The organism is Acidobacteriota bacterium, assembly GCA_009691245.1.
Classification (GTDB): Bacteria; Acidobacteriota; Terriglobia; order 2-12-FULL-54-10; family 2-12-FULL-54-10; genus SHUM01.
The window spans coordinates 1-26,405 of record SHUM01000049.1; the positions used below are offsets into that span (position 1 = coordinate 1).

Consider the following 26,405-nt stretch of genomic DNA (forward strand, 5'->3'; position numbering starts at 1 on the left):
AGCGCATTGAATCACTCTTCAACCAAAAGCCAGAGAGCTACGGCCAGGAATTCTTCGACGCCTTTGAGGAGCTGAAAGCCGCTCTAAATGCGGGGTCCGTGCGCTCCGCGGAACCGGACGCCGCATCGCCCACGGGCTGGCGCGTGAACGCGTGGGTGAAGAAGGGCATCCTGCTCGGCTTCCGGCTGGGCAGGATCGAGAACATGTCCGCCGACCACGGGCGCTTCCCGTTCTTCGACAAGCATACCTACCCGCTGAAGAAGTTTGGGCCTGATGGTAACGCCAGCGGCGTGCGCATCGTGCCCGGAGGCTCGTCCATTCGCGACGGCTGCTATGTGGCCAAGGGCGTCACCTGCATGCCGCCCATGTATATCAATGCGGGCGCATACATTGGCGAAGGGACCATGATCGATTCACACGCGCTGGTGGGCTCGTGCGCGCAGGTGGGCGCGCGTGTTCACCTGAGCGCGGCCAGCCAGCTCGGCGGCGTGCTCGAACCCGTCGGCGCTCTGCCGGTGATTGTCGAGGACGATGTACTGATCGGCGGCAACTGCGGCATCTACGAAGGCACGGTCATCAAGCGCCGCGCGGTCATCGGCGCAGGCACCATCCTGACGGGCGCGACCCCGGTCTACGATCTGGTGCGCGGTGAAGTGATTCGCCGCGAGGCTGGAAGCCCGTTGATTATTCCGGAGAACGCGGTGGTGGTGCCGGGCTCGCGCGCGGTAACAACGGGCTGGGGGAAGGACGCCGGCCTCTCGCTCTACACGCCGGTCATCGTAAAGTATCGCGACGCCAAGACGGATCAATCCATCCAACTGGAAGACCTGCTGCGCTAGCAGCGGCGTCGACCTTCGATTGCACAAACCTCAATAATAATAGGCCTACCAGCTATTCCTTTCCTTTTTGCGCGGCGCGTCCGGATGCGGCGCGACCTCGTCATGCGTGTGCGTGGTGACAGACGGCAGATAGCCGTCGAGCAGCTTCAGCATCTCGTCGGGAATGGCGACGGGTTGAAATTCTCTGTTGATGCAGACCAGTCTGCTCGTGGCCTCGGCGACTAAATCTGTCTCACCCTGGCGGCGCATCTCGACGCGCAGCACCAGCGACGTGCGCGTGCGCTTCTCCACTTCGAGCGTAACCTCCAGCGTGTCACTCAGCCGCGCCGGCTTGCGGTAGCGAATCCAGACCTCGACGCGCGGAAAGCCAATGTTCAAGCCTAGATAAACGTCGGAGCGCGTGCGCCCGCGCGAGAGGAACAGGTCTTCTTCGGCCATCTCCAGCCACTTCAGGAAGTTGCCGTAGTAGGCGATGCGCGCCGCGTCACAATCGTGCCAGTAGACGTGGATCTTCGTCGTAAACTTCCTGGGCGCACCTTCAGCGTGGGGCGAATTCGTCGGCACTTCAGACATGGCGAAGCGGTCTCCGTTTCTGGCCTCGGGTCGACAGCCGACCTCTAAGGCAGGTTGATCGCGGGCAAATGCCAGTCACCAGATTAAGACCGCAACGGGGTCACGGGTCAAGTGGGAAACCGGCGGGACACGCCTCTTCGCCTCCTGGCACCAGCATGACAGATTGACCAAATTTGCGGCTGTGCCCAAATTGCACACTTTCACGGTTTTTGCGGCAGATGCCCTAAATGTGGCTGACGACGCGGTCGCACTCTCCGCTTGCGCCGGGAGCGAAGTCCCCGGCATAATCAAAATTTGCCCGTTCCGCGGAATCCGCGGAATCTGCGGATGAATCCATAAAACCCAGGGAGCCCGCGAGAGCGAAGGAGAATGCGTGGCGCGAAAACTTCGAGTGGGATTTCAGGGCGAGCTGGGCGCGTTCAGCCAGAAGGCGGCAGTAAAACTTGCCGGCCCTGAGATCGACCTCGCCCCTCAAAAAACTTTCCTCGACATGTTTCGCGCACTCACCGCGAAGCGCATCGACTACGCCATCGTGCCCATCGAGAACACGCTGGCCGGGTCCGTCCATGAGAATTATGATTTGCTGCTCAAGTACCACCTACACATCCTGGCCGAGACCAGCGTGCAGATCACGCACAACCTAATCGTGAACAAGGGTGTCTCACTGCGCGCCATCCGCAAAGTGTACTCACACCCTGTTGCCCTGCGGCAGTGTCTCAAGTATCTCGACAAACATCGTCAGTGGGACGTAGTCACTTACTATGACACGGCGGGTAGCGTGAAGATGATCACCGAGCAGGGACTCACTGACTCCGCCGCCATTGCGAGTGAGATCTCGGCTAGCATCTACGGGGCCAAGTTACTCGTAAAAAACATCGGCGATGACAAGGAAAATTACACGCGCTTCTTCCTGCTCGGACGCAAACGCCTCGGGGAAAAGCCCTTGGCACATCTGCCGAAGAAGGCCGTGAAGACCTCCATCGCCTTCGCTACGCACAACATTCCCGGCGCGCTGGCCCGCTGCCTCAGCGTATTCGCGATGCGCGACATCTCGCTCACCAAGATCGAATCACGCCCCTTCAAGGGCCGCCCCTTCGAGTATCTCTTCTACCTCGACTTCCTGGGCACACCGAGCGACGCGGCCGCGCGCAGCGCGCTGAAGCACCTCGACGAAATCACCGAGTTCGTCCGCGTCTTCGGCAGCTATCCGACAATCTAAAGGACAGCACCGCGCGCGGCACTGTGGCACAGATGACGATGGATACCAATCAAACACAGTCGCTGCATGACGCCTACGTGCGCGGCGATGTGGAGGCGATTCGGCGGCTGATGGATGACCCACCGGACTTTCCCAACACGCGCGGGCCAATGGGCATCGGCGAAATCGTACTCGAGTACGCCATCTACTGGAGTCCGTTTCTGGCCATCAAACAGTTGCTGGAGATGAGCGCGAACCCCAACTATGGAGCCGTCAATAGTGGGGGTGGAGGCGCGGCGGATGGCATCGACCACGCCGGGTTCCCTTCCCTGATCGCGGCGCTATCCACGAAACGTGACGATAAGCTGGCCATCGTGGAACTGCTGCTGGCCTTGGGCGCGGACATTCAGCAGCGCGGCCACAACGACTGGACGCCACTGCACTGGGCCGCGGCGACAAACGAACCCGCGGCCGTAGAGTTGCTGCTGAAGCACGGCGCTGACCCGCACGCGCGCACGCGCATTGACAATCTGGAAACACCGCTTGATGAGGCCGAGCGCGCCGGACACGCGGAAGTCGTGAAGTTGTTGCGCGGCGTTGCGTGATAGTGCGGCGAAGGGTGCCGCGAACAGTGCCGCGCGCGTCAGCAAGCGGCACGGTTACGCGCTACCCGCGATGGGATTTCTCTTCACTAGCAATGGAGTGATGACCACCGCGGCGGCGACCAGCAGCGCCACCGCCGCAATGGGACGCGTGACAAATATGCTGAGGCTGCCGCGTGAGAGCAGCAGCGACTGGCGGAAGGTTTCTTCCATCATGCGGCCCAGGACGAAGGCCAACACCAGCGGAACCGCGTCGTAGTCCCAGCGCTTCATGAGGTACCCGGCGGCGCCGAAGGCCAGCATCACCGCCACCGACCAGATGTTCGACGTAACGCTGTAGACCCCCGCCACGCACAGCAGCAGAATCACCGGCGCGAGGCGCGCGAAGGGCACGCGCAGCAATTGCACCCAAAGGCCGATCAGCGGCAGGTTCAGCAGCAGCAGCATGGCGTTGCCCACGTACATGCTGGCGATGACGCCCCAGAAAATGTCGGGATGCTCCGTCACCAGCAGAGGGCCGGGCTGCACGCCGTGAACCAGAAATGCTCCCATCAGGATGGCCATCACCGCGTTGGGCGGGACGCCCAGCGTGAGCAGCGGAATCATCGAGCCGGCGGTGGCCGCGTTGTTGGCCGACTCGGGGCCGGCCACGCCGGCAATCGCGCCGTGTCCGAACTGCTCAGGATGTTTCGAGAGACGCTTCTCAATTCCGTAGGAGAGGAATGACGGCAGGATGGTCCCCACGCCGGGCAGCGTGCCCGCAAAAAATCCGAGAAGCGAGCCGCGCGCGATGGGCGCGGCGGATTCCTTCCACTCGGCGCGCGAGGGCAGCAGGCCGCGCAACGAAGTGGTGATTACTTCGGGCCTTTCGTTGCGATCAAGCTGGATCATCACTTCGGCGACGCCGAACAATCCCATCAGCACGGCGGAGAGATCGAGGCCGTCGGCCAGCGTGGCGCTGCCCAGAGTGAAGCGCGGCACGCCGGCCAGCGGATCCATCCCGATGGTGGCCAGCAGCAGGCCGACCAGAATCATCATGACGGATTTCCGGCCCGCCCCGCCCACCCCACTGGAAACGCTGCTGACCATTGCCAGGCCCAGCAGCAGCAGGCCGAACAGTTCCGGCGGACCGAAGCGCAGCGCGAAGCCGGCCAGCGGTGGCGCGAGCAGCGTGATGCCGATCACACCGGCGGTGCCCGCGATAAATGATCCGAAGGCGGCGATGCCCAGCGCCGCGCCCGCGCGTCCGCGCAGAGCCATCGCGTGGCCATCGAGACAAGTGACGACCGACGCCGCCTCGCCGGGAATATTCATTAGAATGGAAGTGGTCGAGCCGCCGTACATGGCGCCGTAGTAAATTCCAGCGAGCATGATGAGCGCCGCCGCGGGGCTTAAGGAATAACTCAGCGGGAACAGCAAGGCCATCGCGCCGACGGTGCCGATGCCGGGCAGCACGCCCACCAGCGTCCCCACCAGCACGCCCGCGAAGCAGGCCAGCAGATTGCCGGGAGCCAGCGCCACGGAGAAGCCGTGCGTCAGTCCCTGCGCGAGATTGTTCAGGATGTCCATTAGATTGTTCGGCAGATTGTCCGGCAGATTATCCGGCACTCCGTTCAGCTTACCGCATCCAATAGCCCGAGGGGAGTTGCACGTTTAGCAATTGGAACAGGCCAAATGCCGCCAGCGTGGCGATGGCGGAAGTCTGCATGGCGGTACGCCAGGATTTCATTTCGATGATGATGGTCTCGGCGGAGAAAAAGAAAAATGTCGCGAGAAGAAAACCCAGCGGGACCAACGCAGCGCAATAAGCGGCCAGCCCGAGGAAAGCCCACAAGGCCTGGCGCGAATGACTCGATCCAACTCCGTCCAGCGACACAGCCGCTTGCTCGCCGCGCGAGCGCCATGATAGCGCGGCAGCGGCAACGGCCAGCGTCCCGGCCAGCCAGAATGGGAAGAAGCCCGGACCGGGCCGCCCGGCTTCGCCGAGTCCCAAACGAGCCGCTTCCACGGCAGCGGCCGCGGCAATAAGCGCCAGCAACGCTGGCGGAACCCATCGCATTCGAGACACCCCCGCGCTGCTTGTTTCCATTGGCTACTTTTTGATTCCAAATTTTGCGACCGCATCGCGGATCATCTTCGCTTCGCTCGCGGCGAACTGCGCCGTGGCCGCGGCATCGCGATACTCGACCACATAGCCCGCATCGCGGACGGATTTTTGCACGGCGGGGTCCTTCATGGTTTCATCGAGGGCCGCGCTGAGCTTCGCGACGATCTCCGGCGGAGTGCCTTTGGGAAGGTACAGACCCGTCCAGATATTCAGCGCAACATCGGGGAATCCCATCTCGGCCATGGTGGGAATGTCGGGAAAATCCGGCAGACGTTGGGCGGACGTAGTGACCAAACCCACCAGCGAGCCGGAGCGAATGTCGGAGCCGACGAAGCCGAAGCCCGTGGCGGTGACATCCACGTGCCCGCCGAGCAGCGCGGTTTTGGCTGGCGCGGTGCCCTGAAACGGAATGTGGATGATCTCGAGTCCATAGGCCTGCCGCGCCAGTTCCATGGCGAAATACGAGATGGTGCCATTGCCCGCCGAGCCGTAGTTGAGCTTGCCGGGATTCTTCTTCGCATAGGCAACAAACTCTTCGAGTGTCTTCCAGCGGGGGTCGGGGCGCGAGGCGATCACGCTCATGTCGGAGACGTAGCTGCCGAGCGGCGTGAAGTCCTCCATCTTGTACGACAGATTCTCTTCCAGCGCGGGCAGCACAGTGAGCGTGTTATTGGTGGTAGCCAGCACGTGGTAGCCATCGACAGGCGCGTGCATTACGTACTCCGCGCCCAGCGCCCCGCCCGCGCCCGGCTTGTTCACCAACACGATGGACACGCCCAGCTTCTGGGACATCACCGGCTGAATAATGCGCGCAGCGGTATCGGCGGGGCCGCCCGGCGCGAAAGGAATGACAAATTCAATCTCGCGATTGGGAAACGGAGTCTCCCGCTTGCAGCCTGCGCCCACTACGGCAATCGCCACCACGAACATTAACATCCACACACTAATTCGCATTCAGTTTTGCCTGTCTTAAAATAAGTTCGCGCTCACCGAGCTAGACCATTTTGACGAATGATGTACCCAAATCAGAGCCCCGACTGCCAGAGAGGGGGCACGTTCGCCGAGGGGATATGATCGTTGGGCGTGCCCCTTCCCTTCCGGTCGGGGCTCTGATTAAACCACTGTCTGCGGACGCTTGCCCACGGCGGCTTCGTCGCGCAGCAGGTTGAGAATATCTTCGAGCGCCGAGTCGCCTGCGCCGGAGGGCTGCACGCGCTCGAAGCTATCGCGTGCTTTTTTGCGCCACAGCGGGGGCTTGGTGGCGTCGATGGCCATCTTGCCGCCGACGCGCATCACGGTAACTTCGGCGTCATTCACGCGTGGCACGGAAATGTCCAGCGGATGAATGCGCTCATGCGGAATGATAATAATGTCGCGCTCCGGGTTCACGCGCGTGGAGATGGCCCAGAACACTTCCTTGGGATCATGGATGTTCACGTCCTCATCGACGGCGATGACAATTTTGGGATGCAGATTGGGGCTAGACAGCGCTGCCAGCAGCACGTCGCGCGCCTGGCCGTCCCAGCGCGGCGTCATCTGAATGAACACCGTGAACAGCGTGGCGTAGCGCGGGATGTAGACTTCATGCACGTCGGACTTGCCATGCACGTCGCGCAGACGATTGTAGAGCGTGGCCTCCATGGCCAGCGAAACCAAATCCTGATGATCGGTGAAGCAGGTTGATTGCACGTGGCGGAAGATGGGGTTCTTGCGATGCGTGATGGCGGTGATCTCCCACACCGGCGCGGGGCCTTCCGCGCCCTGGCGATAGGTGGTGAACTCGCCGAACGGGCCTTCCTGCTCGCGCACGTTGGGGCGCACGATGCCTTCGATGATGATCTCGGCGTGCGCGGGAACTTCCAACTCAATCGTCTCGCACGGGACCATCTCGAGTTCTTCGCCGAGCACGCCGGCGGCCAGCTCCAGCTCGTCCCAGGAATCGTGCTGCCCGCTGTAGTTCGAGAGAATTTCGTAGGCCGGGTGCAGACCAATGGCGTAGGCCATGGGCATTGCTTCGCCGCGCTCCTGATATTTTAGGTAGTGCGCCCAGTTGTGCCGCGCCGCCATCCAGAAGGGCATGCGCCGCGGCTCCTTCACCATGGCGCGGATCATGGCCTCGTTGCGGATGCCGGTTTCAGGGTCTTTGGTGATGGTAACGCCGGAACCAATGTAGCGGCCCGCGTCGCCGATGGAATGAATCGGCACGGGCAATTTGGTAACGTCGGCGGCCTCGCCGATCAGCTTCACTTCCTTGCACGGCCCGTCGGCGACCATCTTCGATTTGCCGGGGCCGACGCGAAACATGCGCTCGGCGAGATAGGAATTCAGTTTGCGCGGATCGGGCGCGCCGATGGCCAGCGCCTGCAATTCGCGGTTCACCAGCAGACGGTCGCACAGACGCCAGCCGGGAAAGCCCTTCAGATTATTCAGCAGGAATGGGTGGCGGCTCTCCGAGCTGAGAATGCCCACTTGATTGATCGGGTCGATGGGATCATCAATCTCAATGACGCGTTCGCCGGCCTGCTGCAAAAATGATCTCAATGTTGCTGGCATCTCTTTATGTTTCCTCTATGACATTTATCGTATCGCTACAGCCCATTCGCCTAGGTAGCCACGGTCAGCGTTTTTCCTGGCCGTGGGATTTTCCTGTTGGATCAATATCCCACAACCAAAAACCCACGGCGAGAAACCCGCTCGCCGTGGCTACCAGTGCCTCCATTACGTCAACCCAAAAACAGGCTAGGAGAAGTATGAGCGAAGGTCGTTGCGGTCGCGCTCCAGCCATTTGACGTTGGAGCGGATGGCTTCCAGCGATTTGTCGATGGCGCGCTCCATGCCCGGACCGCGGCGGGACTTCAGGAACTTTTCGGCGTCAGCCAACTCGGCCTTGCTGGTGAAGCCGGTGCAGACGGCGATGCAGCGATTCAGCAGGTTCAACCCGCCGCCGTGATAGCGCGTTACAAACGTCTTCCAATTTTTCTTGAGGAAGCGCCAGGCGAGGCCGCGGCCCAGCGGATGAGACGCGGCGTTGGCCAGCGCCAGCCAGGTGTCCTGCGAACGGACTTCGCTCGATAGCGCGAACTCCAGATACTCGCCGAGAATTTTCTTGTCGCGGAAGTTTCCGCAGGCGCGCAGCACGCGCGTCTTCTCCTCGTGCAGGTCGGTGGAGCGATAGAGCTTGCGCAACTGCTCCCACTCGCGCGCTCCGCCGTTCTCGGCAATCAGCGAATAGACGGGCTGGCGCAGATCGGGATCGAGCGGGTCGCCGGCAAGAAATTTCTTGAAGCGCTTGCGGGCCTCGGCGATGGTCGCTGCGTCGCCGTACGCGCCCAACTGGCGCAGCGCCATGGAGCGCAGCATCATGTCGAGGTGGCCGTCCTGCGGGCGACGCTCCCAGCCCATCTCAAAAGCGATGGGCGCGAAGAACTCACGCGCGGCGGCGGTGAGCTTCAGGTGAAATTTTTCGCGCGAGAGTTGATTGTCGAGCGAGCCGAAAACTCCGGCCACGGTCAGCCATACGCTGAAGTCAGTCTCGAAGCGATAGGCCTCCAGCACGCGCAGGGCCGAGGAACTGCGCACCACCCCGGCGCGGGCCAGCGCGAAGGCATCGTCGAGCAAGCAGAGCCGGTCGACGGCGGGCAGTTGCTTCTCAACCACGGCGGTGATGAGATGGTCGAGCATCTCGTCAGGGTATGCAGTGCGATAGAAGCCGCTCTGGCGCGGATTGATCTTCACCCACTCGCCTTCATTCGCTTCCACCGTCATGCGATGCGTGCGCTTGGTCATGGTCTCGTAAGTGGGTTCGCCCTTGGCTCCGGCAGGCGATCCCACTTGTACGCCGACGGGAATCTGCCACAGGGTTTTCTTCGAGTCGCGGCTGCCGTCAATGAAGAAACGTTTTTGTTCCAGATCGAGTTGCAGCAGGTTGTGTCCGCCAACTTTTTTGCGCTGGCTCTTCACCATCAGCACGGGATAGCCGGGCTGGCGCGTGTAGCCCGCCATCATTTTCTTGATGGGCTTGCCGGAGACCTTTTCGAGCGCGCTCCACAGGTCCATGGTGGCGGCGTTGCCAAAGGCGTTCACCGAGAGGTAGCGGTTCAGGCCCTTGCGAAAACTCTCTTCGCCGAGGTAGTGCTCCACCATGCGATTGACCACGGAGCCTTTGCTATAGGAAATTGCGTCGAAGACCTCGCGAATCTCGTGCGGATTCTTCACCTGGACTTCCACCGGATGGGTGTTGCGCAGGGAATCCTCATGCAGCGCGGCGACGTATTCATCGTGGACGAACGTCATCCACGTCTCCCATGAAGGGTGGCAATGGTCGGTGGCTTTGGGTCCCATGTAAGACGCGAAGCCTTCGTTGAGCCACAGGTCGGTCCACCAGTCCATGGTGGTGTAATTGCCGAACCACTGATGCGCCAGTTCGTGATCCACCACAGAGGCAACGCGCAGGCGCGCCGCCTGCGAAGAGTTCACGGGGTCCACCAGCAGAGCGGTTTCGCGATAGGTTACCAGGCCCCAGTTCTCCATAGCGCCGGAGGCGAAGTCGGGCAACGCGACCTGATCGAGCTTGGGAAATGCGTAGGGGATGCCGAACCAATCGGCGAAGTAAGCGAGCGTGTGAGTGCTCTGGTCGAGCGCGAAGCGGCCCTGCTCCTTCTTGCCGAGGCTGGTCCAGATGCGAATGGGCACGCCCTTGGAGTCCTTGCCCTCGATACACTCGAGCTCGGCGACAACGATGGCCACCAGATAAGTGGACATGATCGGCGTCGTGTCATACTGCACGCGCTTGCGGCCTTCGCCCGCCGGCGACTCGGCAACGATAGGCATGTTGGAAAGCGCGGTCAGGTGCCTAGGAACATCGAGCGCGATGCGGAAGGTGGCTTTGGCCGCCGGCTCGTCCCAGCAGGGGAATGCGCGACGCGCATCGGTGGCCTCAAACTGCGTCGCCGCGCCCCAGTGCTTCTCGCCGTTCACGGTGTAGGCGGTGCGGTAGAAGCCGTGCATCTTGTCGTTCAGCTCGCCGGTGAATTCCAGCGCGAGCACGGCGGCGCCCTTCTTTAGTGGCTTGGGAAAATCGATGACGGCAGCTTCCATCTTCGCGTCGTAGCGAATCTTGGCTGCCGCCTGCTCCGCTCCCGAGCCTTTCTGAACGATCTGGGCACGCGCAATCTTCAGATCGACCGAATGCAGCACGATGCGCCTGGTGGTCTGCTTCACCTGAACCGTGATTTTCTCCGAGCCGGAGAAAGTGAACTTGCCCAGGTCCGGTTTCAGCTCAATATTGTAGTGAGACGGAACAACGTTGGTGGGCAGAAGAAAGGGATTTCGCACGGGCATGGAGAACACTCCTTACAGGTGACTGGTATTTATGCGTCCGTAACTGCTCATTTTAGCATACGCAGACCGGTGTGCCGGGAATCCCCCGGGTCCTATCCCTTGGTGCAATCGAGAGGTGTCAGGAATCGGGCCATATTTAGATTGCAAAAATAGATGTAGTTGGCGAGAATAGCGCCGTGACTCGCAGCCCCCTCGCCGGACCGAGTCATTCGCTTAAACGGATTGCGGACCTTAGGTTGATCGCGAGAGCCACTACTTACTTCTAGAGAAGCGCACGCTAAACCACTCGCACCAGGAGTCTCCCATGTTCCGCCCTCTTCCGCCGATTCAAAAGTGCCTGCTCATCGCTGTCAGTACGCTTGCAGTGATCATTCCCTCTACCAGCGCATTTTCCGCCGGGGGACCATCTGAAACGGTGTCCCGAGCACGGGCGGTGGAGACGTTGCAGAGCCTGCCCATCGCCTTTGAGCCTAATGTGGGGCAAGCCGGCGCTGGCATTGATTACGTTGCCCGCGGTGCGGGGTATGCAGTCTCGCTGGCGGCGTCCGGCGCAACACTCCAACTCAGTGCTCCCGCTGCCCGCCGGACGTTGGCGCAGGAACTGAGTTCGTCGTGAGTGGACCTGCGCCAGGACCTGTTTAGCCCCGAGCGCTTCAGCGGCGAATGGCTCACCGTGCCGGAGCGCGGCAAGGCCAGCGCGGTGGAGACACTGATGCTGCAACTGGTGGGCGCCAACCGGAAGTCGCGCCCCGTTCCGCTGGAGCAGCAAGCCGGGAAGATCAATTACCTGATCGGCAACGACTCGAGCGCGTGGCGCAAGGATGTCCCGACCTACCGGAAAGTCAGTTACGGGGACGTTTATCGCAACATTGATCTGGTCTATTACGGCAATCCCCAGCAGATGGAGTTTGATTTTGAAGTACGGCCCGGAGGTGATCCCGCCGACATCCTGGTGGAGTTCCCCGGCGCGGCGCCGCTTCATTTGGACGGCGCGGGCAACCTGACCATACATGCCGGTCGCGCCGGCGCGGACGATGCCCGGTCCGCCATCAAGCTGCACGCTCCCGTTACCTATCAGATGGCTGGAGGCGTGCGCCGCGAAATCGCCACCCGCTTCGTCATGCAAGGCCCGACATCCGTGGGCTTTGTCCTGGCGGACTACGACCATGCGCAGCCGCTGGTGATCGATCCGGTCATGACCTATTCCACATTTCTCGGCGGCGGCGTGAGCAACACAGCGACCATCGTGATTCAATAGTAACTAGCGAAGAGACTCACCCACTTCCGTACTCCGCGCAAACGGCCCCGCCCGCCGTTTGTTGCGGGGGTGCCTTGCTGTATTCACTTGCCACGGCTTCCCCTCCTCACGTTCAACTGCCCTGCTAACATGGCTTTCGTGAGTGTGCACCGCCCGCTTCAGAACACCAATCCGTATTGGTCCGACTACACCGACAAGCAAATGCTTGGTCTGCGGATGTGTGATCTGCGGCTGAAGATTGAAGGCAGTGAGTTGCGCGCGCGCATTGATCAGCTCTATGGGGAGCTGGCCGAGCGCGGCTTGCGCTTCCGCCCGCCCTGCTGGCTGTCGAGCGAATGGTTCTCGCCACAGGATTCGCCGGGCATCGCTATTCCGTTTTATCTGGCGCATCCGCGACTGGTGCGGCTGGAGCGGCGGTTGATGAAAGACGTGGAGGGTGGCACGCGCCAGTGGTGCATGCAGTTGCTGCGGCACGAGGCCGGACACGCCTACGAAACGGCCTTTCGTTTGGGCCGCCGCAAACGCTGGCGCGAGAGTTTCGGCAGCTCCGCAAAACCCTATCCGGATTTCTACACGCCGGAACCCTACTCACACAAGTATGTGTTGCACCTGGACTGGTGGTACGCGCAGAGCCATCCAGTGGAAGATTTCGCCGAGACCTTCGCCGAGTGGCTGCGCCCCAACTCGCAGTGGAAGACTCGCTATCAAGGCTGGCCGGCGCTCGAGAAACTGGAGTACGTGGACGAGCTGATGAGCGAGCTCACCGGCGAGGCGCCGAGGATCAAACCCGCTGGCCGCATCGAGCCTCTCGATACGCTGAAGGAGAAGCTCCGCGAGCATTACTGGAAAAAGCAGGAGCGCTACTCAACCGCCTATCCCAGTTTTTACGATGCCGACCTGGTGACGCTGTTCCCACCCGTGCAGGGGAGATCGAAACGTCCGCCCGCGTCCGCATTTTTGCGGCGCATCGGGCGCGAGCTGCCGCGCCGCATTGCGTCGTGGACGGGCGAATACGCTTACACCATCAACCTGGTTTTGAAGGACATGATTCAACGCTGTCGCGAACTGGACCTGCGCGTCAGCCGGCCCGATCAGGAGATTCAGTTGGAAGCCGCGATTCTACTGACCATGCAGACGATGAACTATCTGCATGGCCGCAAGCATCGGCTGGCCGTTTAGCGATGCGGGAGGTGCGCGTGAAGCAAAGGGTTTTGGTTCTTACTGACCTTGAGTTTAAGATGCCGGATAGCGCCGAACAAGTGGATGAGAAGTGGCTGGCCACGTGGCGCACGGAGTTTGACGTGCTTACCGCGCTCCATTCGCTGGGGCATGAGACGCGCGTGCTGGGCGGCGTTACCGATCTGCACGTGGTGAAAGACACGCTCGGCGACTGGAAGCCGGACATCGTCTTCAATCTCCTTGAGCAGCTCTTCGGTCAAAATACTTACGTTCCCTACCTGCTCGGCTACCTGGAGCTGCTCGATCAACCGTTCACGGGCTGCCACAGCGACGGGCTGTTCTTCGCGTACAACAAGCCGCTGATGAAGAAGATACTCGCCTATCATCGCATCCCCGTGCCGCCCTTCAAGGTATTCCCGCGCGGCAAGGGAGCGCGCAAGCCGCGCGCGTTGCGCTACCCGCTGTTTGTGAAGTCCACTTCCGAGCACGGCTCGGAGGGCATCGCGCAGGCCTCGGTGGTAACCTGCGATGAGAAACTGCGCGAGCGCGTCGAGTTCATCCACACCCGCCTGAAGACCGACGCCATGGCGGAGGAGTACATCGACGGCCGCGAGCTATACGTCGGCGTGATCGGCAACAACCGGCTGGAGACGTTTCCGCCGTGGGAAGTGCATTTCGGCGAGATGCGCGAATCGTCGCTGGCCATCGCCACGTCGAAGGTCAAGTGGGATAACCAGTATCGCGAAAAGATGGGCGTCTCCAATGGCCCCGCCGCGGAACTGCCGCCGGGCTACGACCAGTGGATCAGCCGGTTGAGCAAGCGCATCTATCAGGTGCTGGGATTTTGCGGATACGCGCGCCTGGACTTCCGTCTGACGGAGGACGGACGGCTCTACTTGATCGAGCCCAATCCCAATCCCGCCATCGGGCGTACTGAGGACTTCGCCGAATCAGCCGCCGCCACCGGCTTGAAGTACGAAGACCTCATCCAGCGCATTCTGAACCTGGGCCTGCGCAATCTCGCGGCGCGCCGCGCGGCGTAAGCACCATATGAGAATCATATCGACTCGTGAGTGCAAGGAATGGCTGCAAACCAAATTGGGTGTGCAGTTCCCCAAGCAGACATTGAGTGAGAAATATCCTCACTCTGTTAGCTACAAGTTGCCTATTGATACCCACGCAAAAACAGGCCTTGCTCGCGTAATCGCGCATTCAATAGATTTGCGGATGCAAGGACTGCTCTGGATTCGCGGGTGGGGGATTTACCCATCGGCGGAGAATCCCGAACTATTTTATAGTTATCGCAGATCAATCGGCGAGAACCGATTCTTGATTGACGCGCCTGCGCATGTCGTTGATGATCCCGACGTCATTCACTTGGAACGCTTATTGGATTTGGTTCTTCCTTCTGAGCGGGGCCTTAACGATTGCGGTTGAGACAAGCCACGACGATTTCGTATCCCTCTACTCAATGGACAAAGCACACCTGAAACAATTAGAAACCAATCTCGCTAGGCTGGAGCTCGACAAATTGAGTTGATAGTCGAGCAGGTGAAGCAAGGATGTTTTCTTTTCTCTAGCCCAGCTCTTCAGGGCTGGGTTTCCATGCGATTCGATCCATCGAGGCCGCTTCAGCGGGCTTCCTATACGAGACCATCGTCATCATCCGACCATGGCCCGGAGCGAAGGAATCCGAAACAGGGAGGCTAAAGCCACTAAATACGGTAAGGCCGCTGAAGCGGCCTGAATTGCAAATGGGATCCCCTACCCCGGCCTAAAGGCCGGGGCTAGAGAAAAGGGTTAAGGATCAACTCCGACAAGCACGATGTTTCACTAATTGACTGGTCCACAACAGGCGAAAAGAAATCCTGCTTACGCAATCACCACGGCGGTGCCGCTGACGCTGACCATCAGCATACTGCCGGACTGGCCCACCACTTCGTAATCAATGTCGATGCCTACCACGGCGTTGGCGCCCAGGTCGCGGGCGGCCTGCTCGATCTCCTGCATGGCGATCTCGCGCGCTTTCTTCAATTCCTGTTCATAGGCCGCCGAGCGGCCGCCGATGATGTCGCGCACGCTGGCGAACAGGTCCTTGAAGATGTTCGCGCCGACGATGGCCTCGCCGCAAACGATGTCGCAATACTTGGTAATCTGCTTTCCTTCCACGCTGGGTGTGGTAGTGAGTATCATGGCTGCTTCTCCTGAGGTCCAAATGTAGTATTTTACGACGTACAATCAAGTGAATGATGCACGATGGTGTGGCGTCAGGGCACGACTTTAGTCGTGCCGAATGGCTATTCGCAACGAAGCGGTTTCAACCGCTGAGGGTCGCACCTCAGGGGCTAAAGCCCCATCTCATCGAATCCGCAGCGGCACGACTAAAGTCGTGCCCTGACGGGGAATTGTCCCGCCCCAATATGCGATCCACCACGGCATCTATCGTAATATGAAAAAGATGGTGGCCAGCGCCGCGCCGGCCCATAGAGCGCGGTCGAGGCGCGCGCCGAGGCGCTGCTTGGCGCGGGTCCAGACCCAGGCCAGCGCGGTCATCGACACGGTGATGGCGGCCAGCAGCGCCAGCCATGTCCAGAAACCCACGCCGTCACCGGCCAAGTGGCGCAAATTCCATACGCGATTAACCGGCGACCCGTAGACAATGATTAGATGAACGAAATAGACGAGCAAGGATTCCTTTCCCAGCATTACGATGAAGCCAAGGGCGGGAAGCAGCCAGCTCTCCAGAAAATGGAGGGCGGCCAGGATGGCCATCAACAATCCGACGCGGAGAAAGAAAAACACCGGGCTGCCGCCCCAAAAATCATCGTAGGGAGCCGGCAGCGAAACTTGCGCCAGCAGCAGGCACGCGGCCAGCAGCGCGCCGCCGGTCAACAGAGTGGACTTTAGAAAACCGTGCTCCCCGCCGCGCTGGCGCGACTGCGCGAAGAGGTAGCCCCAGATAGCGCCGGCGGTCAGAAATCCCGCGTAAGGAAAAAACGGGAAGTTGGAGCCGAGTTGTTTGGTGAAGATAGTGGCGATCCACCACGGCATGGGCCAGGACTGGGGCCACCAGGGCAGGTCCGGCGTAGCGGCCCACGGAATGTTATTTAGCCACGCGCTTGCCAGTGCAATCAGCAGCGTCAGCGCGACACAGGCGCGAAGGAACCACTCGCGGCGCGGGACGCATACCGCCACAGCGAGCAGCAGCAGCGAGGTGTAGCCGATGCACTGCAGGATGTCCCAGCCAAACAGGCGGCGCAGGGCAGTCTCCGGGGAGGTGAGTGTGCGGCTCAACGCGGTGGTGGGAACATGCAGCAGGTACGCGACGAATAGCACTTCGGCCAGACGCGCGAGGCGGCTGCGTACGGCGTCCGTCCAGCCGGGGAACTGCTCCCAGCGCGCGAACGCCACCATGCCGAATGACAAGCCCGCCGCGAAGAGAAAGCCGGGCGCTGGCAGATTGAATGTTACGTTGTGCCAGTGATGAATGGGCCGGGCGCTGGAGCCAAGATGCACCACGGCATCCGTTACATGCGCGTCGAACATAAAGAACACGGCCAACCCGCGAAACACATCCAGATAAACGAGGCGCTGCGCGGATGGGCTTGCTGTAGGAGTAGAGGTTCGTTGCACGTTAGCGAGAGCGCCAAACCAATTCAGCATGAAAAATGTAACCAACCTGTAATATTTGCGTAATGTTATAGAAAACTTAACTTAATACACTGTTCTCTTGTAAGTAACAATCAAAGGCCCGCGCGCCCCAGCAAGCAGCATACGCAGCGCGTACATTATGGAGGAAACAGCGTGAATCGCATCAAAATTTTCGTGCTACTAGTAATAATCAGCAACCTGACGGCCGGTGCCGCGGAGACTTCTGACGAAGTTCGCGGGCGGTTGGACCAGCTTCGCGGCGAGGTTGCGCGACTGAGCTCAGTCGTGGAGGAGCAGGGCCGTGAGATCGAGATGCAAAGAGCGCTTCTTGTCGAACAGCAACGGGAGCAGAAAAAAAACTTTGCCGCGCAGCAGGCGGCGATTAACGCGGTAATGCAGGAGCTGGCAGCGCCGCGTGTCCCCGCGATAGGCATGGCCTCGGCTGGTTCTGGCGCTGGCTACACATTGAGCGCCCCGGCGGCGTTCACTACTGCTGGCACTCCGGCAACGGCGACTGCACAGGTGACGGGACAGGGAGCAGGAGAAGGCGGCGACCTGAGTGGTCGCGTCCAGCTAGTCGAGAAAAATCTGGCCGACACGCGCAAGGCCCTGGAAGACCGCATGCGTGGCTTCGGGCCGTTCAGCTTCAGCGGCGACTTCCGATATCGCCATGAGCCGTTCTTCGGCGGTGGACCCAGCGACGGTGATTCCCTGCCCGACCGCTTCCGCAATCGCCTGCGCCTGCGCATCAACGCCACCACGCGTTTCGACGATGAGTTCTCCGGCGGCATCATGCTGGCCAGCGGCATCGGCGGCAATCCAGTTTCTGCCAATCAGGACTTGACCGGCTACTTCACCGAGAAACCGTTTTCCATCGACAAGGCCTTCGTCAGCTACAATCCGCGCTGGATGAAGCCGCTGCGCATCACCGCCGGCAAGTGGGCCTACACGTTCCAACGCACGCAGATGATGTGGGACAACGATCTGAATCCCGAGGGCGTCACTGAGGCACTCACCTTCAACTGGAAGGACTCGCCATTGCAGCGCCTGGAGCTGATCGGGTTTCAGACCGTAATGCTGGAGTCTGGTTCCGGGCCGGACACATCGCTGCTCGGCTGGCAGGCCCGCACGGAATGGGGACTGGGCTCGCGCGTGAAGTTGGGCGCCGCGATGACTTTCTTCGATTACAACAATGAAGCCTCGCTGGCCTCGAACGTCAACCAGGGCAACGGATCGTACGATGCCGGACAGCCGACCGGCTTGGGCGGCAATTACGGATTCGGCGGCAGCGCGCTGACCAACTCCTTTGGAACAATTAACGGCGTGCGCACGCTGGCGTCGAAGTACGGCATCCTCGACGTCATCGCGCGCCTGGACATTAATACCGGAACGGCGCGCTGGCCGCTGATGATCGAGGGCGACTTTGCGCAGAACACGCGCGCCTGCCAGAATCTCGGCGCGTTCGCCCGAGCGGGCGCGGCGACGCCAGCCTGCAATGCGCGGGATCGTCAGGCGTATTGGGTGGAGACGATTTTAGGCCGTAATCAGGACAAAGGCGATTTCGCGCTGGGGTATACTTTTGCCCGCATCGAGCGCGACTCGCTGCTCTCCAACTTCAACTTCAGCAACTTCCGCCAAGGCACCAACCACGCCAGCCATCGCGCCGAGATCGTCTACAGCGTGAACCGCAACGTAACCGGAACCGCGCGCGCGATCATCGGGCGGCAGCTCGGCACCGTGCCGGGAGCGGCGGCGGGGACGCGCGTCGTCGAGCGCAATCTAACTCGTCTGCAATTCGACCTGATTTATCGGTATTAGGCGCAATTAGGCCCATTTTCCGGATGCTGCAGACTGATCCGAGCCGCGACACTGAACGCCATCAATATGGCGTTCAGTGTCGCGGCTCGGATATACCAACTGTGAAAATGCTCACAAAGCAATGCCTTCATGCGCATTCGCGGGGGAAGTGCCAGCGTTTGTACACCCCAACCGAGGCTTAAAACCCCGCAACCGAGGCCCATGCGAACCGATATCTGAAGGGAGAGTTAACTAGGAAAAGGATTGTAATGAACTTGCCGATCAATCTCGCGCTGCAGAAGATACCTATCTTCAACAGCTTGTTAGCAGAGCCATTGGATGCTTTGTCGGAAATCGGTCGCCACGAGGTTATTCCGGAAAACACCACAGTCTTCTCCGAGGGAGACTCGCCGGAAGCTCTATATTTGATCCTCTCGGGCAGGGTTCAGGTATTGAAGAAGGGCCAAGACGGGAAAAATGCCCGGCTGGCAATACTGCAAACCGCCGATTTTTTTGGAGAATTGGCTTTGGTGGACGGCGCACCGCGGTCCGCGACTGTACAAACGATTGAGCCCTGCGAACTCTTTGTCATCCAGCGCCGACATTTCCTGGAGATGCTCTCGCAGACACCTCGCCTGATCCCGGCGGTCTTTGCCAGCGTCATCGACAAGATACATAATTTCAACAAACAGTTCCTGCTGGAGTTGCTGGAAAATCAGACCCTGCGCGATGAGATGGCCCGCGAATGCTATCGCTCGATTTCGCTGATCGCCGCCGCAGCGAACGAGGCCTCCAGCACCAACCAGGCCTTGCAACTGGTGCTCGACAGGCTAACCGGGTATATCCACTGGCCTGTGGGGCATGTCTACATGGCCGATGAGCAGAATGGTGAGGGGCTGTTCTCCTCGGGAGTCTGGTTTCTCGATGATGAGGCGCGATTCGGACAGTTTCGCCATCTCAGCGAGATGATCCGTTATACCCCGGGAGTAGGCATTCCAGGCCGCATTCTGTTGCATGGCAAGCCCATCTGGGGGGAGGACCTGTCCCGCGAAATGAATTGCCAGCGAGCGGGCGCGGCACTCCAGGCAGGATTGAAATCCGGCTTTGCCTTTCCAGTTACCGTCAACAAGCGTGTCGTGGCGGTGTTGGAATTGTTTTCAGACGAGGTCCGGGAACCGGACCGTTTGCTCCTGGAAGCAACCGAGCAGATTGGCGCGCAACTCGGACGCGCCATTGAGCGCAAACTGCTACAGGAAAAACTCACGCACAACGCGTTTCACGATCCATTGACCGACCTGCCCAATCGTGCCCTGTTTCTCGACCACATGGCCATGTCCATCGGTCGAGCCAAGCGAGATCGGGATTATCTTTACGCGGTGCTCTTCGTCGATCTGGACCGGTTCAAGCTGATCAACGATAGCCTGGGCCATCAGGCCGGCGATGAACTGCTCAAGGAAACCGCTCGCCGCCTGCGTGCCTGTGTGCGTACTACGGACACGGTCGCCCGTCTGGGCGGAGATGAATTCGGCCTGCTGCTGGACGACCTGCCACAACTGAGCCATGTACCCCGCGCCATTGAGCGCATCCGGACGGAGATGCAGCGGCCCATCCTGCTGGCATCCGGAGAAGTGTTCACCAACGCCAGCATCGGCGTCTCGCTCTCGTCGGCGAACTATGACGACACCAACACCGCGCTGCGCGACGCCGACACCGCCATGTATCGGGCAAAATCTAAAGGCCCCGGCAACTACGCGGTTTTTGATCCCAGCATGCATGAGTCCGCCGTGAAGCGTCTGCGGATCGATAACGATCTGCGCCGCGCTCTGGAGCGCAACGAGCTTCGCCTCTTATATCAACCGATCGTGATGGTGGATACCGCCAGCCCCGTGGGATTTGAGGCGCTGGTGCGCTGGCAGCATCCCACGCTGGGACTGCTCGGCCCCATGGAGTTTCTGCCCATCGCGGAGGACACGGACCTCATCATGCCCCTCACGGAGTGGGTGCTGGAGACGGGCTGCCGTCAGGCCAAGGAATGGAACGAAAGTTTTCGCACGCCTGTGCCCATCAGCGTCAGCATGAATCTGGCGCCGAAGTTTTTTGTGCGCCGCGACCTGTACGAAGTCATGCGGAACTATCTTTCGCAGCTCAACATTGATCCATCTTGTCTGAAACTGGAGATCACCGAGGGTCAGATCATGGAGGATCCCCCGGCCGTGGCCCGCATGTTGGAGCGGCTGGCGGACCTGGGAGTGCGCGTCCACATCGACGATTTTGGGACCGGCTACTCCTCGCTCGGCTATCTATCCACGCTGCGCGCCGATGGCCTGAAGATCGACCGTTGCTTCGTCTCCAAGATCGGTACCGAGGAACGCAACAACGCCATCATTCGCTCGATTGTCTCGCTCGGTGAGCACCTGGGCATGGACGTGATCGCCGAAGGCGTGGAGACCGAGGAGCAACGCGCCTATCTGGTCAGCGTGCACTGCAAGCACGCCCAGGGCTACCTCTTCGCCCGCCCCATGGAGGTCTCTGCCGCGACGCGCTTCCTGGAGCAGGGCCTATTCCCCGGCATGAATGAGCAATTCCCGGTAACGGAATTCATCGGCCTCCAGATCATCAACACTTAGACCGTCATTTTGGATGGTGCACATGATGCGCGGACCTTTTCCCGGCGCGCCGGGACGCGCTAACCTTCACGCCGCTCGATCAGTTCCTGTTTGGATCGAAAATTTGGTGGACCTGAGGGGGATCGAACCCCTGACCTTCCCGGCGCGCCGGGACGCGCTAACCTTCACGCCGCTCGACCAGTTCCTGTTTGGATCGAAAATTTGGTGGACCTGAGGGGGATCGAACCCCTGACCTCTTCCATGCCATGGAAGCGCGCTCCCAGCTGCGCCACAGGCCCACTTGTGTATGTGTATTCATTGTAAGCGGCGCGGGCAGAGGGTGTCAAACTCCACTGCCGGGCTACAACGCCTGACAACCACCATCCGGCAATAGTGTAAACTGAAAATTAATGTCCGATCTGAGCACCCGCGACCCGTATTCTCCGCCGCTCCCGAAGCCCTACGTCTACTCGCCCGAGCCCTACCGCTACCCGAGCTACAGCGATACAACGCTACCCGTGCCGCCAAAGCCAAAGTACTGGCTGCACATCCTGCTGTTCGCGCTCACCACCGTCTCCACTACGTTGATTCAGGGCTGGCTGTTTTCCGCAAGCCTGCTGGCCATCCTCACCGCACACGAGTTCGGCCATTATTTCGCGGCGAAATACTGGCGCGTCCCGGCCACCCTGCCTTACTTTATTCCCTTCCCGTCGCTGTTCGGAACAATGGGGGCATTCATCAAGATGTCGCCGCGCATCCCGCACCGTCGCGCGCTATTTGACATTGCCGCCGCAGGGCCGCTGGCCGGATTGATCGTCGCGCTGCCCGTAACCTACATTGGGATCACGTTATCCAGGATCATCCCGAAAACGGCGGTGCCGGGAAATTCCATCTCGCTGAGCGAGCCGCTGCTGTTTCAGGGATTAAGCTGGCTGGCGCACGGCAGTCAGGCTGACAGCGTGGACATGATGCTCCACCCGCTGGCGTTCGCCGGATGGGCCGGGCTGTTCGTCACCGCGCTGAACCTGCTGCCTATTGGCCAACTCGATGGCGGACACATCTCGCACTCGCTGTTCGGAGCGCGCAGCCGCGCAGTAGCCATGTCCATGTTCGCGGGCCTGTTGGCATACAGCGTATGGGATTTCACTCCGACATGGATTCCGTTGATGATTCTGCTGCTGGTGTTCGGCGTGAAGCACCCGCGCCAAATCGACGACGGCCTTCCACTAGGCTGGCCACGAACGTCTCTGGGCGTGCTTCTGGCCGTGATCTTTTTCACCTGCTTCAGCCTGTCGCCCATTACGTTCTAAGCTCTGGCAAAAGCACATCCGCTCGGACTCACTTCATGCGCATCATCGCGGGACAACATAAGGGACGCCGACTCAAGACGCTGCCCGGCTTGGGACTTCGTCCCACCAGCGACAGGCTGCGCGAAACGCTATTCAATATTCTCGCCCCCTGGATACAGGACGCCGTCTTCATCGACTGCTATGCGGGAACAGGCGCGGTGGGAGTGGAAGCTCTCAGCCGCGGTGCGCGGCGAGTTTATCTCATCGAGTCCGATCTCGCCGCCGCGAGTATTATCGAAAGTAATCTGGCCTTTCTGCCGTCGCGGGAGCAAGTTTCCTGCTGGCGCATAACGGGCCACGCTGGACTGAAGCGCATGACCACGCTGGGCGTTCACGCCGACATCTGCTTTCTCGATCCACCCTACCCGGCCCTGACGGAAGCGCTCGATGATATTCGTGTGTTGGTGGAGGGGAGCGTGATGCGCCCGCAGGGTTGGATCATTCTGGAGCACGCTAAGCGCGACGCAACTCCCCAGAGCATCGGTGGTCCGCCTCATTGCTGGCAGCGCACCCGCCTGCTTACGCAAGGCACCAGCGCACTGAGTTTCTACCGCATCGCTTCCCATGCAACCGGCAGCGGTACAATTTAGTTAGCCTGGTTAGTAATGCGAATTGCCTGGGCTTGTGCGATGGCTTAGGACACGATCAACGGAGGACACTTTGGCGGGATACTATCATCAGGATGACTTGGCGCACTTTGCCGATATGGGCAAGAACGCGCCCGAGCTGTGGAAGAAATTCTCGGAGTGGTACGGCGCGGTCTTCGCCGAAGGCGCGCTCAGCGAACGCGAGAAGGCGCTGATCGCCCTGGGCGTGGCGCACGCTGTCCAGTGCCCCTATTGCATCGATGCCTACACGCAGACGTGCCTGGAGAAGGGTTCCAACCTCGATCAGATGACCGAGGCCGTGCATGTGGCCTCCGCCATTCGCGGCGGCGCGTCGCTGGTTCACGGAATGCAGATGCGCCGCGCGGCGGAGAAGGTGAGCATGTGAGCTTGGCAATCAGTAAGACAGGGAGCCAGACAGGGAACAAAACAGGCAGCCTCATTTCGATTCGCCACCCGCTGGCCTCCACCGCCGAGCAGTTGCGCGTGCTCGAAGGCCGCGCGCCGCGCCTGCAACGCTTCTCCGGCGCGCTGGCGGCCTCGGCGCTGTATCCCCTGCGCTCAACCAGTATTCAGGTGTTGCAGGTCAACGTCGGTAAACTGTGCAATCAGACCTGCGGACATTGCCACGTGGACGCCGGGCCGGATCGCCGCGAGTCCATGACGCGAGAGACGGCGGAGCTTTGCCTCGAAGCGCTGGAGCACTCTGCAATTCCCACGCTGGACATTACCGGCGGCGCGCCGGAACTAAATCCCAATTTCCGCTGGATGGTCGAGCGCGCCCGCGCCCTCGACCGGCAGGTGATCGACCGCTGCAATCTAACCGTGTTGCTGGTCGCCTCGCAGAGCGATCTGCCGGAGTTTCTCGCTCTGCATCAGGTGGAGATCATCGCCAGCCTGCCGTATTATCAGGCCGACCGCACCGACGCGCAGCGCGGCGAGGGCGTGTTTGAGGATTCCATTGCCGCATTGAAAAAACTCAATGCACTGGGCTACGGCGACCCGACAAGCGGCTTGCAGTTGAACTTGGTTTACAATCCCGTAGGCGCGTTCCTGCCTCCCGCGCAACATGCCGTCGAGGCCGACTTCCGCCGCGAGCTCGGACGCCGCCACGGCGTCGTATTCAATTCGCTCTACACCATCACCAACATGCCCATCAGCCGCTTCCTCGAATATCTGGACCGCAGCGGCAACCACGAAATGTACATGGAGAAGCTGGTGAATGCATACAATCCCGCGGCGGCGGCGGGCGTGATGTGCCGCACGATGGTCTCGGTGGGATGGGATGGCACGCTCTACGATTGCGACTTCAATCAGATGCTCGACCTGCCGGTGGGCGGCGCGCTCAGGCACATCCGCGACTTCAGCCCGACACTTGGCGCTGCCGCGCTCGCGCAGCGTGAGATCACCATCGGCCAGCACTGCTACGGCTGCACCGCCGGCGCTGGCTCCAGTTGCGGCGGCACGCTTACGGCATGAACCATCAGAGCCCCGACCGCAATCGTACCGAATTTCGCACCAGGACTCAACTCGGCCGGGCCGCGATTATTTCCCTCTGCCGCCGAGCAATGAACCCAGCACGCCGCGAAACAGTTGGCGGCCAAGCGAGCTGCCGGCGGCGCGCACGACGGACTTCATCATGGCATCGCCGAGGCTGTCGGGCGGGCGTCCGCCACGCGAACCCGGGCCACTCGGGCGCGGCGGCGCCGTGGGGTATCCGGCTGGTCCTGACCGCGGCCAGCTTGGAGCACGTGCCGCAGTCGGATTGTCGGCACGCGGCTGAATCGTGGGCTCAGCCGATGGCGGAGGCTCCGCGCGCTTTTGCAGTAACTCGTACGCGGACTCGCGATCCACGAGCTTCTCGTAATGTCCGAAGATCAATGAGGATTGAATGACCTGCTGGCGCTCGGCTGGCTGGATAGGCCCCACTTTGCTGTGTGGAGGTACGATGAATGCGCGCTCCACCATTCCCGGCGTACCGTTGGCATCCAAAAACGAAATCAGCGCCTCGCCCACGGCCAGTTCGGTAATGGCCGCTTCAACATTCAGCTCAGGATTGGCGCGAAAAGTTTGCGCGGCGGACCGTACGGCCTTTTGGTCTTTCGGCGTAAAGGCGCGCAGCGCATGTTGCACGCGGTTGCCAAGTTGGCCGAGCACGTCTTCAGGAATATCCAGCGGGTTCTGCGAAATGAAATAGAGGCCCACACCTTTCGAGCGAATCAGTCGGGCAACTTGCTCGACCTTATCGAGCAGCGCCTTCGGCGCATCGTCAAACAGCAGGTGCGCTTCGTCGAAAAAGAAAACCAGCTTGGGTTTATCAAGATCGCCCGCTTCCGGCAACTGCTCGAAAAGCTCCGCCAGCAGCCAAAGAAGAAACGTGGTGTAAAGTTGCGGCGACTGCAAGAGCTTGTCAGCGGCAAGAATGTTGATGACTCCAGCGCCGCGTGCATCGGTCTGCATTAGGTCATCAAGATTCAGCGCCGGCTCGCCGAAGAAGCGCTCTGCGCCTTGCTCCTCCAGCGTCAGCAATCCACGCTGGATGGCTCCCACGCTGGCCGCCGAAACATTGCCGTAGGTGGTCTTTATGTCCTTGGCGTTGTCAGCGACGTGCGTCAGCATGGCCCGCAGGTCTTTCAAATCAAGCAGCAGCAGGCCTTGATCGTCGGCTACTTGAATACAATCGAGAGCACGCCGCTCTGCGTGTCATTCAAATTCAGCAGGCGCGACAACAGCAGCGGCCCCATCTCGGAGACGGTCGCGCGCACCGGATGCCCCTGCTCGCCGAACAAATCCCAAAAGGCCACTGGGCAACCGGCGTAGACGAAATCGGCCAGCGCCAGTTTCTGCACGCGCTCGGCAACTTTGGGATTCTGTCCGCCCGCCTGACTCACGCCGGAGAGGTCGCCCTTCACGTCCGCCAGAAAAACAGGCACACCGATGCGACTGAAACTCTCCGCCAGCCGTTGCAGCGTAACCGTCTTGCCCGTACCCGTCGCTCCGGCGATCAGGCCATGTCGATTGGCCATCTGCGGAAGCAGGGAAAATTCCCGCGTGTTCTTGCCTACCAGATTGGTTCTGATTTGGACAAGCTTCCCTCCAGCGCCGCTTGAGATCTTCAGACGCACCTTTACATCGTGATCGATTATTTTAACTTAGTTAGAAGTTAGGGAAACTGAGTGCCGAAGAAAAATCTGGAGGCGCGGGCCGGATTCGAACCGGCGCATAAAGGTTTTGCAGACCTCTCCCTTACCACTTGGGTACCGCGCCCTGTTGAACCCTGTTGAACCCTGTTGAACCCTGT

The 26,405-nt window shown here is 60.6% G+C and carries 22 protein-coding genes, 3 tRNA genes and 1 pseudogene; 14 read left to right on the forward strand and 12 right to left on the reverse strand.

All coding sequences use genetic code 11. The features are described from left to right. Nucleotides 1-5: 5 nt before the first annotated feature. A complete protein-coding gene (locus EXQ56_11550) occupies nucleotides 6-839 on the forward strand; it encodes a 2,3,4,5-tetrahydropyridine-2,6-dicarboxylate N-succinyltransferase (protein MSO21074.1) in 834 nt (277 codons plus the stop codon). 45 nt (nucleotides 840-884) lie between these two features. Here EXQ56_11550 and EXQ56_11555 read toward each other — a convergent pair whose 3' ends face one another. After that, nucleotides 885-1,412 carry an acyl-CoA thioesterase gene (locus EXQ56_11555; GenBank protein MSO21075.1) on the reverse strand — a complete coding sequence of 176 codons (528 nt, stop codon included), beginning with the start codon at nucleotides 1,410-1,412 and terminating at the stop codon, nucleotides 885-887. A 373-nt stretch (nucleotides 1,413-1,785) separates the two neighbouring features. On the opposite strand from EXQ56_11555, the gene pheA reads away from it, so the two are divergent. Then, nucleotides 1,786-2,631 carry a prephenate dehydratase gene (pheA, locus tag EXQ56_11560; GenBank protein MSO21076.1) on the forward strand — a complete coding sequence of 282 codons (846 nt, stop codon included), beginning with the start codon at nucleotides 1,786-1,788 and terminating at the stop codon, nucleotides 2,629-2,631. A gap of 32 nt (nucleotides 2,632-2,663) precedes the next feature. Continuing rightward, nucleotides 2,664-3,215 carry an ankyrin repeat domain-containing protein gene (locus tag EXQ56_11565; protein ID MSO21077.1) on the forward strand — a complete coding sequence of 184 codons (552 nt, stop codon included), beginning with the start codon at nucleotides 2,664-2,666 and terminating at the stop codon, nucleotides 3,213-3,215. A 54-nt stretch (nucleotides 3,216-3,269) separates the two neighbouring features. Here EXQ56_11565 and EXQ56_11570 read toward each other — a convergent pair whose 3' ends face one another. The 5 genes from EXQ56_11570 to EXQ56_11590 all read right to left on the reverse strand — a co-directional run bounded on the left by EXQ56_11570 (nucleotide 3,270) and on the right by EXQ56_11590 (nucleotide 10,659). After that, complete coding sequence (locus EXQ56_11570; GenBank protein MSO21078.1) at nucleotides 3,270-4,781, reverse strand: tripartite tricarboxylate transporter permease; 1,512 nt, start codon at nucleotides 4,779-4,781, stop codon at nucleotides 3,270-3,272. Between the two features lie 49 nt (nucleotides 4,782-4,830). Further along, a complete protein-coding gene (locus tag EXQ56_11575; protein ID MSO21079.1) occupies nucleotides 4,831-5,301 on the reverse strand; it encodes a tripartite tricarboxylate transporter TctB family protein in 471 nt (156 codons plus the stop codon). 3 nt (nucleotides 5,302-5,304) lie between these two features. Beyond that, nucleotides 5,305-6,273, reverse strand: a complete 969-nt coding sequence (locus EXQ56_11580; GenBank protein ID MSO21080.1) for a tripartite tricarboxylate transporter substrate binding protein — start codon at nucleotides 6,271-6,273, stop codon at nucleotides 5,305-5,307. 159 nt (nucleotides 6,274-6,432) lie between these two features. Then, nucleotides 6,433-7,872 carry a UbiD family decarboxylase gene (locus EXQ56_11585; GenBank protein ID MSO21081.1) on the reverse strand — a complete coding sequence of 480 codons (1,440 nt, stop codon included), beginning with the start codon at nucleotides 7,870-7,872 and terminating at the stop codon, nucleotides 6,433-6,435. 186 nt (nucleotides 7,873-8,058) lie between these two features. Further along, nucleotides 8,059-10,659: a M1 family peptidase gene (locus tag EXQ56_11590; GenBank protein MSO21082.1), complete on the reverse strand. Its 2,601-nt coding sequence runs from the start codon at nucleotides 10,657-10,659 to the stop codon at nucleotides 8,059-8,061. Between the two features lie 304 nt (nucleotides 10,660-10,963). Between EXQ56_11590 and EXQ56_11595 the strand changes: the two genes are divergently transcribed. The 5 genes from EXQ56_11595 (at nucleotide 10,964) to EXQ56_11615 (ending at nucleotide 14,533) form a co-directional block, all read left to right on the forward strand. Beyond that, nucleotides 10,964-11,275: a hypothetical protein gene (locus EXQ56_11595; GenBank protein ID MSO21083.1), complete on the forward strand. Its 312-nt coding sequence runs from the start codon at nucleotides 10,964-10,966 to the stop codon at nucleotides 11,273-11,275. After that, a complete protein-coding gene (locus tag EXQ56_11600; GenBank protein MSO21084.1) occupies nucleotides 11,276-11,917 on the forward strand; it encodes a hypothetical protein in 642 nt (213 codons plus the stop codon). Between the two features lie 129 nt (nucleotides 11,918-12,046). Beyond that, nucleotides 12,047-13,096: a hypothetical protein gene (locus EXQ56_11605; protein MSO21085.1), complete on the forward strand. Its 1,050-nt coding sequence runs from the start codon at nucleotides 12,047-12,049 to the stop codon at nucleotides 13,094-13,096. Between the two features lie 59 nt (nucleotides 13,097-13,155). Continuing rightward, on the forward strand, nucleotides 13,156-14,139 hold the full coding sequence (locus EXQ56_11610) for a D-alanine--D-alanine ligase (protein ID MSO21086.1): 984 nt from the start codon (nucleotides 13,156-13,158) through the stop codon (nucleotides 14,137-14,139). A 7-nt stretch (nucleotides 14,140-14,146) separates the two neighbouring features. Further along, nucleotides 14,147-14,533 carry a hypothetical protein gene (locus tag EXQ56_11615; protein ID MSO21087.1) on the forward strand — a complete coding sequence of 129 codons (387 nt, stop codon included), beginning with the start codon at nucleotides 14,147-14,149 and terminating at the stop codon, nucleotides 14,531-14,533. Between the two features lie 435 nt (nucleotides 14,534-14,968). On the opposite strand, the gene EXQ56_11620 is transcribed toward EXQ56_11615, so the two are convergent. Both EXQ56_11620 and EXQ56_11625 read right to left on the reverse strand, forming a co-directional pair. Continuing rightward, nucleotides 14,969-15,289, reverse strand: a complete 321-nt coding sequence (locus tag EXQ56_11620; GenBank protein ID MSO21088.1) for a heavy metal-binding domain-containing protein — start codon at nucleotides 15,287-15,289, stop codon at nucleotides 14,969-14,971. Between the two features lie 246 nt (nucleotides 15,290-15,535). After that, complete coding sequence (locus EXQ56_11625; protein MSO21089.1) at nucleotides 15,536-16,759, reverse strand: DUF1624 domain-containing protein; 1,224 nt, start codon at nucleotides 16,757-16,759, stop codon at nucleotides 15,536-15,538. A gap of 141 nt (nucleotides 16,760-16,900) precedes the next feature. On the opposite strand from EXQ56_11625, the gene EXQ56_11630 reads away from it, so the two are divergent. Together EXQ56_11630 and EXQ56_11635 are read left to right on the forward strand one after the other, a co-directional pair. Next, the gene (locus EXQ56_11630; GenBank protein MSO21090.1) at nucleotides 16,901-18,565 is read left to right on the forward strand and encodes a hypothetical protein; all 1,665 of its coding nucleotides are present in this window, start codon (nucleotides 16,901-16,903) and stop codon (nucleotides 18,563-18,565) included. Nucleotides 18,566-18,813: 248 nt separating this feature from the next. Then, nucleotides 18,814-21,171, forward strand: a complete 2,358-nt coding sequence (locus EXQ56_11635) for an EAL domain-containing protein (protein ID MSO21091.1) — start codon at nucleotides 18,814-18,816, stop codon at nucleotides 21,169-21,171. Between the two features lie 104 nt (nucleotides 21,172-21,275). On the opposite strand, the gene EXQ56_11640 is transcribed toward EXQ56_11635, so the two are convergent. After that, nucleotides 21,276-21,350, reverse strand: a tRNA-OTHER gene (locus EXQ56_11640). A gap of 23 nt (nucleotides 21,351-21,373) precedes the next feature. Further along, a tRNA-Ala gene (locus EXQ56_11645) sits at nucleotides 21,374-21,449 on the reverse strand. Nucleotides 21,450-21,560: 111 nt separating this feature from the next. Here EXQ56_11645 and EXQ56_11650 point away from each other — a divergent pair. The 4 genes from EXQ56_11650 to EXQ56_11665 all read left to right on the forward strand — a co-directional run bounded on the left by EXQ56_11650 (nucleotide 21,561) and on the right by EXQ56_11665 (nucleotide 24,583). After that, the gene (locus EXQ56_11650; protein ID MSO21092.1) at nucleotides 21,561-22,460 is read left to right on the forward strand and encodes a site-2 protease family protein; all 900 of its coding nucleotides are present in this window, start codon (nucleotides 21,561-21,563) and stop codon (nucleotides 22,458-22,460) included. Then, complete coding sequence (gene rsmD, locus EXQ56_11655; GenBank protein MSO21093.1) at nucleotides 22,145-23,089, forward strand: 16S rRNA (guanine(966)-N(2))-methyltransferase RsmD; 945 nt, start codon at nucleotides 22,145-22,147, stop codon at nucleotides 23,087-23,089. The genes EXQ56_11650 and rsmD overlap by 316 nt, the downstream gene beginning before the upstream one ends. A 70-nt stretch (nucleotides 23,090-23,159) precedes the next feature. Next, complete coding sequence (locus EXQ56_11660) at nucleotides 23,160-23,492, forward strand: 4-carboxymuconolactone decarboxylase (protein MSO21094.1); 333 nt, start codon at nucleotides 23,160-23,162, stop codon at nucleotides 23,490-23,492. Between the two features lie 8 nt (nucleotides 23,493-23,500). Further along, nucleotides 23,501-24,583, forward strand: a complete 1,083-nt coding sequence (locus tag EXQ56_11665) for a radical SAM/Cys-rich domain protein (protein MSO21095.1) — start codon at nucleotides 23,501-23,503, stop codon at nucleotides 24,581-24,583. A gap of 66 nt (nucleotides 24,584-24,649) precedes the next feature. Here the strand turns inward: EXQ56_11665 and EXQ56_11670 are convergent. Both EXQ56_11670 and EXQ56_11675 read right to left on the reverse strand, forming a co-directional pair. Beyond that, nucleotides 24,650-26,130: pseudogene (locus EXQ56_11670) on the reverse strand (DUF853 family protein). A gap of 166 nt (nucleotides 26,131-26,296) precedes the next feature. Then, nucleotides 26,297-26,371: transfer RNA gene (locus EXQ56_11675), tRNA-Cys, on the reverse strand. Nucleotides 26,372-26,405: the final 34 nt, after the last annotated feature.